The sequence below is a fragment of the Shinella sp. GW821-FHT11G07 genome (assembly GCF_058808115.1).
Genome location: NZ_JBXARJ010000012.1, coordinates 28,215 through 42,860 on the forward strand (window position 1 = coordinate 28,215; position 14,646 = coordinate 42,860).

Here is a 14,646-nt window from a genome sequence, read left to right on the forward strand (position 1 = left end):
CCTTGGCGGGCTTTTGTGCGCGGTTGTTAAACAGGGTCAGCGGGCATCGCGTAGCCGACGTTCCGGCCGCCGTAGCGGCGCACGCGGATGTTGGCCTGCTCGGCATGTCCCGCAAAACCTTCCATCAGGCAGAGCCGCGAGCCGTAGGCGCCGATCATTGCGGACGCCTCGTCGGTCAGGATCTTCTGATAGGTGCAGGTCTTCAGGAATTTCCCGACCCAGAGGCCACCGGTGTAGCGGGCGGCCTTGTTGGTCGGCAGCGTATGATTGGTACCGATTACCTTGTCGCCGAAGGCGACGTTCGTGCGGGCACCCAGGAACAGCGCCCCGTAGTTCTTCATGTTGTCGAGGAAGTAGTCCGGGTCACGGGTCATGACCTGGACATGTTCCGAGGCCACGCGGTCGCCTTCCGCCAGCATCTCCTCGATCGTGTCGCAGAGGATGATCTCGCCGAAATCTTCCCAGGCCTTGCCGGCGACGGCCGCTGTGGGGAGGATGTCAAGCAGGCGCTCGATCTCGGAAAGCGTATCGCGCGCCAGCTTCTCCGAATTGGTGATGAGAACCGCCGGCGAGTTGATACCGTGTTCGGCCTGGCCGAGCAGATCGGTCGCCACCAGTTCGCCGTCGACACTGTCGTCGGCGATGATCAGAGTTTCTGTCGGGCCGGCGAAGAGGTCGATGCCGACGCGGCCGAAGAGAAGCCGCTTGGCTTCCGCGACATAGGCGTTGCCGGGGCCGGCCAGCATATCGACCGGAGCGATCGTTTCAGTCCCGTAGGCCATTGCGGCGATCGCCTGGACGCCACCAAGGCAGTAAATTTCATCAGCGCCTGCAAGCGCCTGCGCAGCCACGATCTTGTCGGCAATCTTACCCTGGAAGGGCGGCGCGCAGGTGATCACCCGCTCGCAGCCGGCAACGCGCGCCGTCAGCACTGTCATATGGGCGGATGCCAGCAGCGGGTATTTTCCGCCCGGCACGTAGCAGCCGACATTCTGGATGGGCACGTTCTTGTGACCGAGCACGACACCCGGCAGCGTCTCGATCTCGATATCCTTCAGAGCGGCCTTCTGCGCTTCGGCAAACCGGCGGATCTGGTCCTGCGCGAAATCAAGGTCTTCTCGCTCCCGGACCGTCAGCGCGTTGATACAGGCCTCGATCTCCTGCTTCGTCAGCCGGTAGGAGTCGCGGTCAAACTTGTCGAACTGCACTGAAAGCGCGCGAACCGCCTTGTCGCCACCGTCCCGGACCTGTGCAAGAAGGCCCTCGACCGCCTTGGTGACTGCGCTGTCGGCACCGCCCTGTTCGATGGAAGCCTTGGCTGTTTTGATGTGCCGGATCATGACAAAGTCTCTTCGTTCACGGCCGCCGTCGGCGCCGCGCTATCAAGGGTCTTGGGAGGGCAAGGGAAGCTCGCGCCTCCCCTGCTCGGGATGTTTAGAGGTGCTGTTCGCGGGCGCGCATGTCTTCGTATGCGGCCTGCTCCTTTTCGTAGTAGGCCGGCGACGGGAAGTCCCACCAGCCGGTGGCGAACGGGCCGGCGGCATCGCGCGAGACGATCACTTCCACGAGGGCCGGGCCGCCGCATTCCAGCGCCGCCTTCAGGCTGCTTTCAAGGTCCTCGTTCTTCTCGACCTTCCACGCCTGGAGGCCGAAGGCACGGGCAGAGGCTGTAATATCGGCCGAGTAGGGCGCACCGTTGCCGGCGTGATGATTGAACTCGGAGGCGATGTGGCGCCCCATGAACTTGCGCTGCCCACCACGGATCGACATGTAGCCCTGGTTGTTGAGCACCAGGAACACCACGTTGATGCCGTTCATGACGGCCGTGCCCATTTCCGGCAGCGACATCATGAAGTCACCGTCGCCGACGATGGCGAAGACCTGGCGATCCGGGCAGGCGAGCTTGGCGCCGAGTGCAGCCGGCACCGCCCAGCCCATCGGCGAATAGGAGCCGGAGGTAAGGTGGGTGCGTGGCTCGTAGATCGGGAAGCTCTGCTTGACCGCCCCTTGCGTGTTGCCGGAACCGACGACAACGATGCCGTTGCGATCGAGAACCTTGCGCAGCGCCATCAGCGGACGCTGCGAGGTGAACGGCGTTTCCTGGCTGTTTTCGCGCGGTTCGACCAGCGCGCGCCAATCGGCCTTCGCCTTCTGCACATCGGCAACGAATGTTTCCCGGCGCGACAGCATCTTCTGCGAGTCCGCGTCGGAAATCAGCGACAGGATCGCCTCCAGCGTCACCTTCGCATCGGCGACGATGCCGACTTCCGTCTCGTAGTTCTTGCCGATCTCGCGCGGGTCGAGATCGATATGGATGAGCTTGGCCGACGGGATCGAGAAGGAGACGCCCTTGGCATAGGACGACGCCGACCAGTCGGTGAAGCGGCAGCCGACGGAAACGACGACGTCGGCGGATGCGGTGATCGTGTTGCCACAGGTTGTGCCCGTCTGGCCGACGGCGCCGATGAACAGCGCGTGATCCTCTGAAATGGCGCCCTTGCCGTTCCAGGTGATCGAGACGGCGGCGCCGAGCTTTTCGGCGAGACGCGTCAGTTCAGCGGACGCATTCGCGGTAATCGCGCCGCCACCCGCGACGATGACCGGACGCTCGGCGCTCATCAGCACCTTCACCGCGGCCTCGATGGCCTTCGGGTCCGGATAGGCGATACCGACCGGCAGCCGCTTCTGGAGCGGATGAATGGTGACGTCAGCGGCCTCGACCTGCACGTTCATCGGCACTTCGACATGAACCGGGCCGGGACGGCCCGTCAGCATTTCGCTGAAGGCACGATGCATAATGCTTGGGAGGACCTGCACCGAATTTGCTTGCCAGGCGCGCTTGGTCACCTGCTCGGTGATGCGCGGGAAGGCGTTATCCTGCTGGCGCTCCAGCTCCTGCATGGTGCCGTGGCCATGCATATAGGTCTGCGGCGAACCGGAGACATAAAACAGCGAGGTGGAGTCGCAATAGGCGGTCGCCAGACCGATGATCGTGTTGGCGGCACCCGGACCGACAGAGGTCGAGCATGCCATCGGCTTGCCTGAGGCGCGGTAGTAGCCGTCGGCCATGTGGACGGCGCTCTGTTCATGCATCACCTGGATGAACGGGATCTCTGATCCCTCCTGCAGGAACGCGTCGAACAACGACCAGATGCCGTGACCCGGCACGCCGGCAACATACTCGACGCCATATTCCTTGAGCGCCTTCGCGACGACTTGGCCACCTGTCAGTTTCATGGATCGACCCTCTTTAATCTCGTTATCGTTCTGTGCCGGAGACCAAACGATTGGAGCTCTTCCAGCGATGGGCTTATTGTTCGATGGGACGGGGCAAGCCGCAAGTTCGCATCAATCGAAACGCTGACGCGACCTGACGCAGAACACGCGTGCTTCCGCTTCAGAACCCGCTGAAGGCTAGGCCGTGCCCTGGCTCGCTCGGCCGATTTCAGAAAGTGAAACAGGAACGATTATCCGCCGACGCTTGCGGCCGAAATCCCGAGTGAAACACATGTCCATTCGCACTATGAAGCAGCCATCGCGCCAAGATGCGAATAAATAAAATGCGCCGCGCACTTTCTCCCGGACGCACCCTGTGGCTTGCTCTACCGGGACACTTGCAGAATTCAGGGGCACCACCGTGCAGAACCTTACCAGAGACCTCGCCTTCGCGGACGACTTCATTTCCGCTCAGCTGGTTGAGAACGTTTCCGACTACGATGTGGCCGATGCCGTCGTGGTCAATATCAGCCCGTCCCCGATGATAACGGGCAATGAGCATCCCGCGATCGTTCCGGCGTGGAAGTCCACCTGGCTGAAGGGTGGCCGCATCCGGTCGGCGGAGCGTGTTGTGATCATCAAGGTCATCAAGCCGACCAATCTCGGCGGCTGCATGTTCCGCGGCTGGGACTGGCTGGGTAACAGGATCCGCAGCTTCCCGCGCGACACCCCGCTCTACATATCGCCGCAGGACGAAATCGGAACGGTCACCATCGATCCGCGGGTTTTCACCAATGAGCGCGCTAGCGCCGAGGCACCGCAAACCTTCACGATGAAGCTCAATCTTTGGTGGTCACCCGGCGATACCGACTGCTTCATTCACAACGAGCACCCCTTCCTGGAAACGCACACGCAGATCCACGGGCTGGGCCGCATGCAGAAGTTCAAGCAGCGTGACGCGGCGACCCTTTATGAGGATGTCGTGATGCCGATCGGCTATTCGCACGATCCCTTCTGCCGGGTGACAGGTGAAAACCAGTGGACCTATCCGTGGCACCGCTACTATGCGGACACGGACAGCGTCTGGCTCGCCGTCGAGCTTCACCCCTGATGAAAGCGCCGGCCGATGCCGGCGCTTCGGCTCAGCTCATCTGGATCATATCCGATCCGTCACCGAGATATTGCAACGCCTCGCGCGGGATCGCGGGGTCATTGCGGTCCAAGACCGTCAGGTCCTTGAGATGCTCGCGGCGCAGCAAGCCTGGACCTCGGTAGTGCAGCGCGACCTTCGTGGAATAGGGTTGGCGAAAGACCGTCGCGGCAATGCCGCTGGAAATGCCGAACATGAACTTCTTGGAGTTCCGCTTGACCTGCGCATAGACGCCGAACGTCAGTTCGTTCGACTGGATGCCCTCGAAATCCGCTGTGAAGAGGCGATCGGCCAAGGGGAAGCAGAACCCGTAATATTTGAAGACATACTCCGTCTTCTTCGGGTCGTCGAAGCTCGGGAACCGCTCGACGTAATAGTGCTGCAGAAACTCCTTGTTGCGATAGATGCAGAGCGCGGACCGCAACACAAACCCTTTGTAGATCGAGGAGAACTGGTAGCGGTCGTAAATCCCCACGATATCATTGTGGTCGGCATTGTTCTCGACGATCATCTCCGAGACGAAACGCGAAAACTCCGGCAACTGGCGCGCGGTCGCCATGGCATGGAAGAAATTGCCTTCCACCAGCGTGCGGAACTCGTCCGGGTCCGTAAACAGCATCGGCACGCTGAGGCCGAAATAGTTCGCGATGATCCGCAGATTGGTGGCCGACGGGATATGGGCGCCGGACAGGTACTTGTTGAACTGCTGCCTGTTGACGTTGATCTTGCGACAGACGGCCGCGACCGAGCCGTGCTGCTCGCAAAGCGTTTTCAGGTTTGCCGCCAGCGCAGCGCCGTCTCGTCCCAGCTGATCCATTCCAATCCCCGATATGTGACGCATTGTGACGCTCAACTTACTTCATATCGCTAATGACTTCAATCGCCTGCGAAGTTGTAGAGCGCGCGGCGGCAGTTCAATCTCGAGGTGACAAAGAGGAGGACGCGACGTGCATTCCAGGCGAGAACTTGGGTGGTCGGTCATGGGTACCGGCACTATCGCAACCGAGCACATGGTCGCGGCGATCCGTTCGGCCGGACATCAGCCCCTGTGGGTCGTCAGCCGGAACAGGCACTATGCGACGGACTTTTCGCAGGACATGCAAATCCCCGGCATCGCGGTCGACGCCCGGCGGTCCTTGCAGGATCCGCGCGTCGGATTTGCCTATGTCAGCGCGGTTCGCGACCGTCGCAAGCACTACATCCTGGCGGCCGCGGCGGAACGTAAACACGTTCTTTGCGACGGCCCGATTGCCGGCACGAGCCGCCTGGCCACCAGCCTCGTCGACGGGTGCAAGACGGCGGGCATCATTCTCGCGCTCAACCAGCCCTTTCGCACGCTGGCGCCCCATCAGACCATGCGCCGGTTGCTGCAGGACGGCGAGATCGGCACATTGCAGTCGCTTGTCATCGCCCGCGGCGCGCCCTACCAGCCCCCGCCGAACCGCCACCTCGACGAGAGTGCCGATCGAAGCGATGCGCTTCTCGAATTGTCCGTCGACAGCATCGACCTGGCGCGGTTCCTGACCGGCCAGGAGCCGGCGACGGTCGCAGCCCTCTCGGCCACGCCACCGGGCACCGAGGCCGGCCAGTCGTCCTATGCGATCGGGATGTCCGGTGGTGCGATCTTCCAATGTTATGAAAGTTTCACCACCGCGGAATTCGAGAGCACCGTCATGCTCGCCGGCGATCGCGGAACGCTCATCGCGCACGGGACACTCAGCGGGAAAGGCTCCGGCACACTGGTGCGCCGGCTGAACGGCCGCAACGAACTCATCCCGGTGCGCGACCGCGACCAGCACGTCCCGACGATAGAGGCCTTCCTCGCCCTGCCGCAGAACCCCGCGACATGGATGTCGCTCGGCGACGACAACGTCATCGCTCTGCGCACCGCAGAGGCGGTCCGGGCGGCACAAAAAAAACGTCCTCTCGCCGCCGGCGGCGAGTGACGCACCCCCGAACACGAGAGATCCAAAGCCATGCCCCGCACCCAGAACCAGCTCATCTTACATTCGATGGCTTCCAAGCCGAACACGCTGGCGATCGATATCGAGATCGCAACAAGCCTTGGCTTCGACGGCCTCGAAACCTCCGGCAACAAGATCAAGGCATTTCTCGATGCCGGCTTCGCGGCGCAGGATTTGAAGGCGCGTCTTGGTCACCTTTTCCTGCCCGGCATCGGCTTCCTGATCGACCTCGAACGGCAGGGGGATGCCCGTCAACAGATGCTGCGCGAGGCCGAAGACCTCTGTGCACTCGCCTCGGCGGCTGGCGCGAAAGGCATAGAAGCCATTACGGGTCCGCTGGACATCCGGGTCTTCGAGGCCGGTGCTTCGACACGCTATCCCGAGCTTTACCGAGGCCTTGTCGACCTGCCGACGGACGACCAGAGCGAGTTGACGGCGGCCAATCTTCAGGCGGTCGCGGATATCGCTGCGTCACATGGATTGCTCGTTTACCTTGAGGCGCTGTCCTGGACACCGCTCAACACCATGGACGCGCAATTGCGCATCCATGACCGGTGCAAGCGCGACAATGTGCGGATCGTCATCGACTTCTGGCACGCCTACACATCCGGAGACACGCCGGAGCGGATCGCACGCCTCGATAAGGACCTGATCTACGGCGTGCATCTGTGTGATTCCCTGCCCTATGCCGGCGGCATCCCGAACGAACCGGTGCTGCGCGACGTTCCCACCGGACAGGGCGTTCTCGACCTGCAGAGCTGGGTGGATGCCGTAAAATCGACCGGATATGACGGCTGGTGGAGCTGCGAACTGTTCTGCAACCGGCAACATCAGGACAACAGCTTCGCCGTCGCCAGGGACCTCAAGACCCTCATGGAGCGCCTGATCCCGGCATGACGGGCACCGCTGCGTATGATGCGGTTAATAGCGAGCCCCAGACCGAGACCCAACAGAGCCTCGGTGGAGACAGAGAACAGTAGAACCTTCCGAAGTCCTCAGCCAGATGTTCGGGAACCGAGGAGTTCGAGTGCAGCGGCGTGCAGCGCCTGGTCGCCGGCCGCGATTACACGACCCTGCCAGGCTAGGTCGAGCGGCTGGCCCTGCCAGTCAGTCACGATACCGCCGGCACCTTCGATAATCGCGGTCGGGGCGAAGAGGTCGTAGGCGTCGAAACCGGCATCGACGGCAAGGTCGGTGCGGCCGCGGGCAAGGCAGGCATAGCTGTAGCAGCTGCCGCCGTACTGGGTGAACTGCACCGCGTCGTCGAGGCGGGCAAAGGGCGCTCGGTCCGCCTCAGGCACGAAGCGGGGGTTCGAGGAGGTCATGTAGGCATCGGAAAGCGCCGTGCCCTTGCGGCAGCGGATCGGTTTTCCGTTGTGCCACGCGCCGCGGCCGGAAATACCGGTCAGGCGCTCGGCGGTGGCGGGAAGGTCGATCACGCCCAGCAGCGGCTTGCCACCACGCGCCAGAGAAATCAGCGTGCCATAGACGGGGATGCCGGCGACCCAGGCGGCGGTTCCGTCAATCGGATCTAGCACCCAGACGAATTCGGCATCGAGCTGCTCGCTGCCATACTCCTCGCCCATGATGCCGTGATCGGGAAAGGCGGCGCGAATCTGTTCGCGCAGCCGCGTCTCGACGGCACGGTCGGTGGCGGTGACAAAACTCGCATCCTGTTTCAGGTCGACCCGCGGCACTTCCGCAGCGGCGGCCAGAAGAAGGGCGCGCGAGCTGTCGGCGAGCTTTTCGGAGAAGGCGAGGAAGGTTTCGGTACTGTCGGTCATGTCAGCTCTCAATGGGCAAGGATCTGGCCGAGGAAGGTGCGGGCCCGCTCGGATTTCGGGGAGGCGAAGAATTCGGGCGGGGTAGAGACCTCGACGATCTCGCCCCTATCCATGAAGACGATGCGGTCGGCGACCGAACGGGCAAACCCCATTTCATGCGTTACGCAGACCATCGTCATGCCCTCGCGGGCAAGGTCGGTCATGACGTCGAGCACCTCGGAAATCATTTCCGGATCGAGGGCGGACGTCGGCTCGTCGAAGAGCATGACTTCCGGGTTCATGCAAAGCGCCCGAGCAATGGCGACGCGCTGCTGCTGGCCGCCGGAAAGCTGGGAGGGATATTTGTGCGCCTGGTCGGGAATGTGCACGCGGTTGAGGTACTTCATGGCGATTTGCTCAGCTTCCGCATTCGCCATCTTGCGCACCAGCCGCGGCGCGAGCGTCAGGTTCTCGAGCACGGTCATGTGGGGAAAGAGATTGAAGCTCTGGAACACCATGCCGACCTCGCGGCGCACGAGATCGATCTTCTTCTCGTCGTTGGTCAGCTCCTCGCCGCCGACGAGGATGCGGCCGCTGTCATGCTCTTCGAGCCGGTTGATGCAGCGGATCATGGTCGATTTGCCCGAACCCGAAGGCCCGCAGACCACGACCTTCTCCCCCTTGGCAATCGTCAGATTGACGTCCTTCAGCGCCTGGTAGGTGCCGTAGAACTTGTTCATCTTCTCGAGGACAATGATATCGGCCATCAGGTCTTTCTCACATGGCGGTTCGCGTAGGTTTCGATCAGCGTGAAGGCCGTCTGGATGATCCAGACCAGCACCAGGTAGATGATCGTCGCGGCGATGAAGATCTCGTAAGGGGCGAAGGTGTCTGCGACGATGGTGCGGGCGACGCCCGTCATTTCCATCAGCGTGACAGTGGAGGCGAGCGCGGTCGACTTCAGCATCGAGACGATCTCGTTGCTATAGGCGGGAAGCGCCAACCGGACGGCGAGCGGGGCGGTGATGCGGGTCGTCCTCTGGAACTTGGTAAGGCCGAGCGCCTTGCCCGCCTCGATGAACCCCTTGTCGACGCCGAGCACCCCGCCACGCAAGATTTCCGAGACATAGGCGGCCGTGTTGAGCGAGAGCGCGATCACCGAGCACCAGTAAGGATCGCGCAGGATCGGCCAGAATACGCTCTGCCGGATGAAGCCGAACTGCGGCAGGCCGTGATAGATGACGAAGAGCTGCACGAGCAGCGGCGTGCCGCGGAAGAAGTAGATATAGGCCCTCGCCGGCCAGACCAGCCAGGCGCGGCGGGACAACCGCATCAAGAGGATGCCGACGGCGAGCACCAGCCCGAACAGGGTGGAGACGACAAGAAGGTTGAGCGTCAGTCCGAGCCCCTGCAGGATCTTCGGCAGGCTGGAGGCGATCAGCGACAGGTCGAAGCTCATCGGGCACCTCTCAGATGGCGGTTGGCGCGCACCTCCAGCCATCCGACGGCGAAGGTGATTACCGTCGTTATCGCGAGATAGATCAGGGCCACGGTCATGTAGAGCAGGAAGGGGCGGTGTATGAGGGAGTTCGCCATCTTGGCGACGAAGAGGATTTCCTCGAGGCCGATGATGGAGACGAGGGCCGTATCCTTCATGATGGAGAGCATGTGGTTGCCGAAGTTCGGCAGGGCAAGCCGCCACATCTGCGGCAGGCGCACATAGCGGAAAATCTGGTGGCGCTTTAGGCTCAGCGCCCGCGCCGCCTCGATCTGGCCGCGGTCTACGCCGAGAAAGGCACCGCGGAACGTCTCCGTCATATAGGCGCCGACGATCAGCCCGATGGCGATGGACCCTGCCCAGAACGGCGGAAGATCGATGAACTTCACCGAAGGATCGAAAAGCTGAACCACCTGGGTGAGCGCGATTGCCATGCCGAAATAGAAGAGCAAAAGCAAAAGCAGCTCCGGCGCGCCGCGAAACACGATGGTGTAGGCTTGGGCGATGCCGCGCAGGATGCGGCTTTTGGAAAGCTTTGCCGAAGCGCCGAGCAGGCCGCAGACGACCGCGATCACCAGGGACACCGAAAAGACCTGCAACACCGTCACCAGGCCGAAAAAGAAATCATCCCACCAGCCGTCAAGTGGCGACATAGCGATACCTCCATAATCTGCATGTAGATCGGGCACCGCGGCTCGCGCGGCGCTCGGAGGTCATGTTTACTGGCCGACGCCCTTCCAGTTTGCCGGCTGGATGGAGAAGGGGAAGTATTTCAGGCTGTATTTTTCGAGCGAGCCGTCCTTGATCATCTCCGCGAGCGCCGTGTCGATCTTGGCAAGCAACGCGTCATTGCCCTTACGCAGGCCGACGCCAACGCCCGGGCCGAAATATTCGACCTCGTCGATCGGCGGGGAGACGAACTGGAAGCCCGCGCCGTTTTCCTTGCTGAGGAAGTCCAGATAGGCCTTCATCGGATTGGTGATGGCGATATCGACACGTCCGTTCTGGAGATCGAGCAGCATCGGCTGGGCACCGTCATAGAGCACGACTTCCGCGCCCGGCAGTTTCGATTCCACCCATTTCGCGTAGGTCGAGGCCCGCTCCACACCGAAGCGCAGACCGTTGAAGGCATCCGGGATCGGTTTGCCGGCATCGTCGAAAAGCTTCAGAGCCGCGTCCTTCGAGCCGAGGATACGGCCGACCGACACGCGGTAGGGGATAGAGAAGTCGATCTTCTTCTGGCGATCTTCGGTGATCGACATGGAGGCCACGATGAGGTCGAATTTGCTGGCAAGCAGCGCCGGAATCATGCCGTCCCATTCCTGGCAGACATAATCGAGATCAACGCCGATACGCTCGGCAATACCCTTGGCGACGTCGACGTCGTAGCCGGCCATCTCGCCCTCGGGCGTCCGGTAGTTGAACGGCGCATAGGTGCATTCCATGCCGACGCGCAGGGTCTCGGCACGGGCGGGCATGGCAACAGCAAGTCCGACGATTGCGGCAGATAACAGGCCGATTACGATTTTCATGGCATTCCCCTTTTTGTTTGGTCAGTCCTTGCGACGGTCCTCACACCGGCGAGGGGGAACGATGCGCCGGCAAACATGGGGAGGAAATCCACCCAAGGGATGATGGCAGCCATCACCCTCGGGGTGGATAGAATGTGACGGGCGGTTGATCTAGCCCTGTCCTATACAGGCCAGAGGAGAGCCCCATGAAATATGTCCGCATGCCCATCGAGCTGGAATCGCCCGAACAGCTTGGCTACGACACGATCCATTACAACCTGTCGGAAAGTTCGGTCGCCGACCGGCGCCTGGGTGAGCTCAACCTCAAGCTGGACGACATCCTGCTGTGCTACGGCGACCACCGCGGCGCGCCGGACCTGCGCGCGCAGATCGCCAGCACTGGCGAAGGCCTCGCGGCCGACGACGTGCTCGTCACAGCGGGCGCTGCGGGCGCGCTCTTCATCATCGCGACCTCGATGCTCGACGCAGGCGACCACATCGTCGTGGTCCGGCCAAACTATGCCACGAACCTCGAAACGCCACGCACCATCGGCGCCGACATGAGCATCGTCGATCTCACCTTCGAGACCCGCTACCGGCTCGACCTCGCGGCGATCGAGGCGGCGATCCGGCCGGAGACGAAATACGTCTCGGTCACCTATCCGCACAACCCTACGGGCGTGATGATCTCCGAGAGCGAGCTGAAGGCGCTGGTAGCCCTCATCGAGCGCAAGGGCACCCGACTGCTCTTCGACGAGACCTACCGCGAAATGACCTCCGGCCCGATGCTGCCGGTCGCCGCGAGCCTGTCCGATCGGGTGATCAGCGTTTCCTCGCTCTCCAAGACCTATGGTATCCCCGGCATCCGAATCGGCTGGCTGATCACGCGTGACGCCGCCCTGATGGAAACCTTCCTTGCCGCCCGCGAACAGATCGGCATTTCCGGCAGCATGGTCGACGAATACATCGCCTATGTCGCGCTCAGCCAGCGCACGGAATGGCTCGCCTTCAACAATGCCCGCATCGCCAGCGCCTTCGCCATCGTCAAGGACTGGATCGCCTCCGAACCGCTCGTCGAATGGATCGAACCGTCGGGCGGCTGCGTCTGTTTCCCGCGCATCGTGCCGTCAGCGAATATCGATCTCGCCGGCTTCCATGACAGCCTCTACAGCCGCCACCAGGCCTATGTCGGCCGCGGCAGCTGGTTCGAGCAGAACGACCGGCATTTCCGCATCGGCTATGCCTGGCCGACCGAGGACGAACTGCGCAAGGGCCTCGCCGCCATCTCTGCCGCCATCCGCGAAAACCTCAAGGGCTGAACGAGAAGAGGAGGGCGAACCCGGTTCGCCCTCCTCGCCTCAAAGATTGAGGCTGCGCAGGAATGTGGAGAACAGTTCCTGCTGCGTGGACAGATTGAGCTTGGCATAGAGTTTTTGGCGATGCGTCTTCACCGTCGCGATCGAAATGCCCAGGTGATAGCTGATCGACTCGCTGGAATGGCCCTTGAGGATCAGGAGGGCCACCTCGCGCTCTCGCGGGCTTAAAAGATCACGGCCGAAATCGTTGAAAAGATGGTCGATCGGGCGAGCCTGTGGAGGGGTTTCTCCGCGCGAAAGGTGCCCCCAGAGGCGACGGAAGACCGCAGCAATCAGCGGATGCGCCTCGCGCAGCCGGGCGATGGACGCCGCGTCGAAGCCGCCTTCGCTGCGGATGCGCGACAGACTGATCTCCGCCATTTCACCGCCCGGCAAGTCCATGGCGATGAGTAACTCCTCCATGCCTTCCGGCCAGCCGTGAGTACGGTAGCCCAACTCCTCATCCTCGTGGCGACGGATGTCGAGGCCGCGATAGAGGTCGGACCCGAGATAGTCGTCGGGCGCGAGATCCCGCATCAGGTAGATGCCCGCCGGCAGGCCGGCGAGATAGGCGTTGTAAAACGGATTGAGCAGATAGGTACCGGCGATGAAGAGCTGCACTGCGCGCTTCGCCCGCTGGCCGGAGAATGTGTCGAAGACGTAGCTCGGGCCGCCATTCTTGCGATGAACCACCGACAAGGCCAGCTGGAAGCGCGCAACGGAACCGATGGCCGCCAGAAGCGCCGCAGCGCCGTCAGGCTGGTCGTAGCGGTCGAGCGCATGCGCAAAGGGCTCGACCCAACTGGCGGCGACTGTTTCGGTCATGGGTCCATCCGTGAGTTTCCCGAAGGAAAACGGCTACTTATACCCCTTACGACAGCCAGCTCTAGGCGACAAGCTTGTCGATCGCCGCAAGCGTGCGCTCGATCTCCTCGGCGGTATTGTAGTGAGCGATACCGATACGGACAACACCTTCCTCCTCGGACAGGCCGAGATGGCGGGCTGGCTCCAGCGCGTAATTGTGGCCGGACCAGACATTGATGTCCTCGGCCGCCAGCGCATCGGCGAAGCGATGGGTCGAGATGCGGTCATGTGTAAACGAGATCGTCGGCACGCGATGGGCGAAGAGGTTGGGATTAGCGATGCCAGCCAGCCGGACGCCCGGCAGCGCCGTCAGTCCGCCGATCAGCCGCCGGGTCAGGCCCGCCTCATAGGCGTCGAAGGCCTGATAGGCGCCCGCCATCCGCTCGCGCCGCGTGCCTGAACTCCCCGTCATCTCGCCCGCCCAGGCGAGATAGTCGATCGTCGCGGTGAGCCCGGCGAGAAGCTCGGTCTGCGGCGTGCCGGTGCAGAAGCGGTCCGGGATGTCGTCGCTCTGGCAGCGCACGCGGTGCGGCGGCAGCGAGCGCAACAGCGCCTCGCGTCCCCAGAGCACGCCGAGATGCGGGCCGAAGAATTTATAGGAGGAGCAGACGAGGAAATCGCAGCCGATCGCCTGCACGTCCGGCAGGCGATGCGGCGCAAGCTGCACCGCGTCGATCCAGACAAGCGCACCCGCTGCCCGCGCCACGGCCGTCAGTGCGGCAACGTCGTTGATGCTGCCGGTCATGTTCGAGGCATAGTTGAGGGCGAGGAATTTTGTCCGCGGCGTCAGGAGGGCGGCGAGGTCTTCTGGCTCGATGCGCCAAGTTTCCTTGTTGAACGGCAGCCACTTCACCACAAGACCATAAGCTTCGGCCATCGAGAGCCAGGGCGAGACATTGCCTTCATGGTCCATGCGCGTGACGATAATTTCGTCACCCGGCGCAAAGGTCTGGCCGATGACCCGTCCCATCTGGAAGGCCAGCGTCGTCATGTTCGGGCCGATGACGATTTCCTGCCAGGAGTTGGCATTGACGAATTCCGCCGCCGCCTCATGCGCCGCGCGCCAGACCGCATCCGCCCGCTGCGAGGCGGCAAACCGTCCGCCGAGATTGGACGATGCCGTCGCCATGGCCTCGGCTACGGCATCGATGACCACCTTGGGAACGAGCGTTCCGGCCGGGTTGTCGAGAAAGGCGGTGCTGGAATTCTCCAATGCGGGGAAGGAGGCGCGGATCAACTCGATGGGATAGGCGGTCATAGGGGCCTCTTTGCAGAATGCTGTTGTTGCATCTTTGTGCAGCCTTCTGCAAAGCGTCGCTATCCTC

Annotated in this window: 14 protein-coding genes; 4 read left to right on the plus strand and 10 right to left on the minus strand. The window is 62.5% G+C overall.

Annotated features, from left to right (window positions below; all coding sequences use genetic code 11):
• Nucleotides 1–26 precede the first annotated feature (26 nt).
• Both hisD and AC1RT2_RS22265 read right to left on the minus strand, forming a co-directional pair.
• Entirely contained in the window at nucleotides 27–1,340 is a 1,314-nt protein-coding gene (hisD, locus tag AC1RT2_RS22260; RefSeq protein ID WP_069063128.1) for a histidinol dehydrogenase, read from the minus strand.
• 94 nt (nucleotides 1,341–1,434) lie between these two features.
• On the minus strand, nucleotides 1,435–3,237 hold the full coding sequence (locus AC1RT2_RS22265; protein ID WP_493105413.1) for a thiamine pyrophosphate-binding protein: 1,803 nt from the start codon (nucleotides 3,235–3,237) through the stop codon (nucleotides 1,435–1,437).
• A 400-nt stretch (nucleotides 3,238–3,637) separates the two neighbouring features.
• On the opposite strand from AC1RT2_RS22265, the gene AC1RT2_RS22270 reads away from it, so the two are divergent.
• Nucleotides 3,638–4,327 carry a hypothetical protein gene (locus AC1RT2_RS22270; protein WP_069063130.1) on the plus strand — a complete coding sequence of 230 codons (690 nt, stop codon included), beginning with the start codon at nucleotides 3,638–3,640 and terminating at the stop codon, nucleotides 4,325–4,327.
• 31 nt (nucleotides 4,328–4,358) lie between these two features.
• Here AC1RT2_RS22270 and AC1RT2_RS22275 read toward each other — a convergent pair whose 3' ends face one another.
• Nucleotides 4,359–5,183, minus strand: coding sequence for a helix-turn-helix domain-containing protein (locus AC1RT2_RS22275; protein ID WP_069063131.1), 825 nt, complete (start codon nucleotides 5,181–5,183; stop codon nucleotides 4,359–4,361).
• 163 nt (nucleotides 5,184–5,346) lie between these two features.
• On the opposite strand from AC1RT2_RS22275, the gene AC1RT2_RS22280 reads away from it, so the two are divergent.
• Both AC1RT2_RS22280 and AC1RT2_RS22285 read left to right on the plus strand, forming a co-directional pair.
• On the plus strand, nucleotides 5,347–6,312 hold the full coding sequence (locus tag AC1RT2_RS22280) for a Gfo/Idh/MocA family protein (RefSeq protein ID WP_493105416.1): 966 nt from the start codon (nucleotides 5,347–5,349) through the stop codon (nucleotides 6,310–6,312).
• A gap of 30 nt (nucleotides 6,313–6,342) precedes the next feature.
• Nucleotides 6,343–7,227, plus strand: a complete 885-nt coding sequence (locus AC1RT2_RS22285; protein ID WP_493105418.1) for a sugar phosphate isomerase/epimerase family protein — start codon at nucleotides 6,343–6,345, stop codon at nucleotides 7,225–7,227.
• 98 nt (nucleotides 7,228–7,325) lie between these two features.
• Here the strand turns inward: AC1RT2_RS22285 and AC1RT2_RS22290 are convergent, their stop codons facing one another.
• The 5 genes from AC1RT2_RS22290 to AC1RT2_RS22310 form a co-directional block, all read right to left on the minus strand.
• A complete protein-coding gene (locus tag AC1RT2_RS22290; RefSeq protein WP_493105420.1) occupies nucleotides 7,326–8,114 on the minus strand; it encodes an inositol monophosphatase family protein in 789 nt (262 codons plus the stop codon).
• 8 nt (nucleotides 8,115–8,122) lie between these two features.
• Nucleotides 8,123–8,860 carry an amino acid ABC transporter ATP-binding protein gene (locus AC1RT2_RS22295; RefSeq protein WP_069063135.1) on the minus strand — a complete coding sequence of 246 codons (738 nt, stop codon included), beginning with the start codon at nucleotides 8,858–8,860 and terminating at the stop codon, nucleotides 8,123–8,125.
• Nucleotides 8,860–9,552, minus strand: a complete 693-nt coding sequence (locus tag AC1RT2_RS22300; protein WP_069063136.1) for an ABC transporter permease — start codon at nucleotides 9,550–9,552, stop codon at nucleotides 8,860–8,862. The genes AC1RT2_RS22295 and AC1RT2_RS22300 overlap by 1 nt, the downstream gene beginning before the upstream one ends.
• Nucleotides 9,549–10,244 carry an ABC transporter permease gene (locus tag AC1RT2_RS22305; protein ID WP_493105423.1) on the minus strand — a complete coding sequence of 232 codons (696 nt, stop codon included), beginning with the start codon at nucleotides 10,242–10,244 and terminating at the stop codon, nucleotides 9,549–9,551. The genes AC1RT2_RS22300 and AC1RT2_RS22305 overlap by 4 nt, the downstream gene beginning before the upstream one ends.
• Nucleotides 10,245–10,310: 66 nt before the next feature.
• On the minus strand, nucleotides 10,311–11,123 hold the full coding sequence (locus AC1RT2_RS22310) for a transporter substrate-binding domain-containing protein (RefSeq protein WP_493105425.1): 813 nt from the start codon (nucleotides 11,121–11,123) through the stop codon (nucleotides 10,311–10,313).
• A gap of 185 nt (nucleotides 11,124–11,308) precedes the next feature.
• Here AC1RT2_RS22310 and AC1RT2_RS22315 point away from each other — a divergent pair, with 185 nt between their 5' ends.
• Nucleotides 11,309–12,421, plus strand: a complete 1,113-nt coding sequence (locus AC1RT2_RS22315; RefSeq protein ID WP_493105427.1) for an aminotransferase class I/II-fold pyridoxal phosphate-dependent enzyme — start codon at nucleotides 11,309–11,311, stop codon at nucleotides 12,419–12,421.
• A gap of 39 nt (nucleotides 12,422–12,460) precedes the next feature.
• On the opposite strand, the gene AC1RT2_RS22320 is transcribed toward AC1RT2_RS22315, so the two are convergent.
• Nucleotides 12,461–13,282, minus strand: coding sequence for a helix-turn-helix transcriptional regulator (locus tag AC1RT2_RS22320; RefSeq protein WP_444798137.1), 822 nt, complete (start codon nucleotides 13,280–13,282; stop codon nucleotides 12,461–12,463).
• A gap of 61 nt (nucleotides 13,283–13,343) precedes the next feature.
• Nucleotides 13,344–14,579 (minus strand): cysteine desulfurase-like protein, encoded by a 1,236-nt coding sequence (locus tag AC1RT2_RS22325; protein ID WP_493105429.1) that lies wholly within the window; start codon nucleotides 14,577–14,579, stop codon nucleotides 13,344–13,346.
• Nucleotides 14,580–14,646 lie beyond the last annotated feature (67 nt).

Bases quoted from the DNA above. Each gene is read 5' to 3' on its own strand.
- hisD (WP_069063128.1), bottom strand. From the start codon at position 1,340: ATGATCCGGCACATCAAAACAGCCAAGGCTTCCATCGAACAGGGCGGT.
- AC1RT2_RS22265 (WP_493105413.1), bottom strand. From the start codon at position 3,237: ATGAAACTGACAGGTGGCCAAGTCGTCGCGAAGGCGCTCAAGGAATAT.
- AC1RT2_RS22275 (WP_069063131.1), bottom strand. From the start codon at position 5,183: ATGGATCAGCTGGGACGAGACGGCGCTGCGCTGGCGGCAAACCTGAAA.
- AC1RT2_RS22280 (WP_493105416.1), top strand. From the start codon at position 5,347: ATGGGTACCGGCACTATCGCAACCGAGCACATGGTCGCGGCGATCCGT.
- AC1RT2_RS22285 (WP_493105418.1), top strand. From the start codon at position 6,343: ATGCCCCGCACCCAGAACCAGCTCATCTTACATTCGATGGCTTCCAAG.
- AC1RT2_RS22290 (WP_493105420.1), bottom strand. From the start codon at position 8,114: ATGACCGACAGTACCGAAACCTTCCTCGCCTTCTCCGAAAAGCTCGCC.
- AC1RT2_RS22295 (WP_069063135.1), bottom strand. From the start codon at position 8,860: ATGGCCGATATCATTGTCCTCGAGAAGATGAACAAGTTCTACGGCACC.
- AC1RT2_RS22300 (WP_069063136.1), bottom strand. From the start codon at position 9,552: ATGAGCTTCGACCTGTCGCTGATCGCCTCCAGCCTGCCGAAGATCCTG.
- AC1RT2_RS22305 (WP_493105423.1), bottom strand. From the start codon at position 10,244: ATGTCGCCACTTGACGGCTGGTGGGATGATTTCTTTTTCGGCCTGGTG.
- AC1RT2_RS22310 (WP_493105425.1), bottom strand. From the start codon at position 11,123: ATGAAAATCGTAATCGGCCTGTTATCTGCCGCAATCGTCGGACTTGCT.
- AC1RT2_RS22315 (WP_493105427.1), top strand. From the start codon at position 11,309: ATGAAATATGTCCGCATGCCCATCGAGCTGGAATCGCCCGAACAGCTT.
- AC1RT2_RS22320 (WP_444798137.1), bottom strand. From the start codon at position 13,282: ATGACCGAAACAGTCGCCGCCAGTTGGGTCGAGCCCTTTGCGCATGCG.
- AC1RT2_RS22325 (WP_493105429.1), bottom strand. From the start codon at position 14,579: ATGACCGCCTATCCCATCGAGTTGATCCGCGCCTCCTTCCCCGCATTG.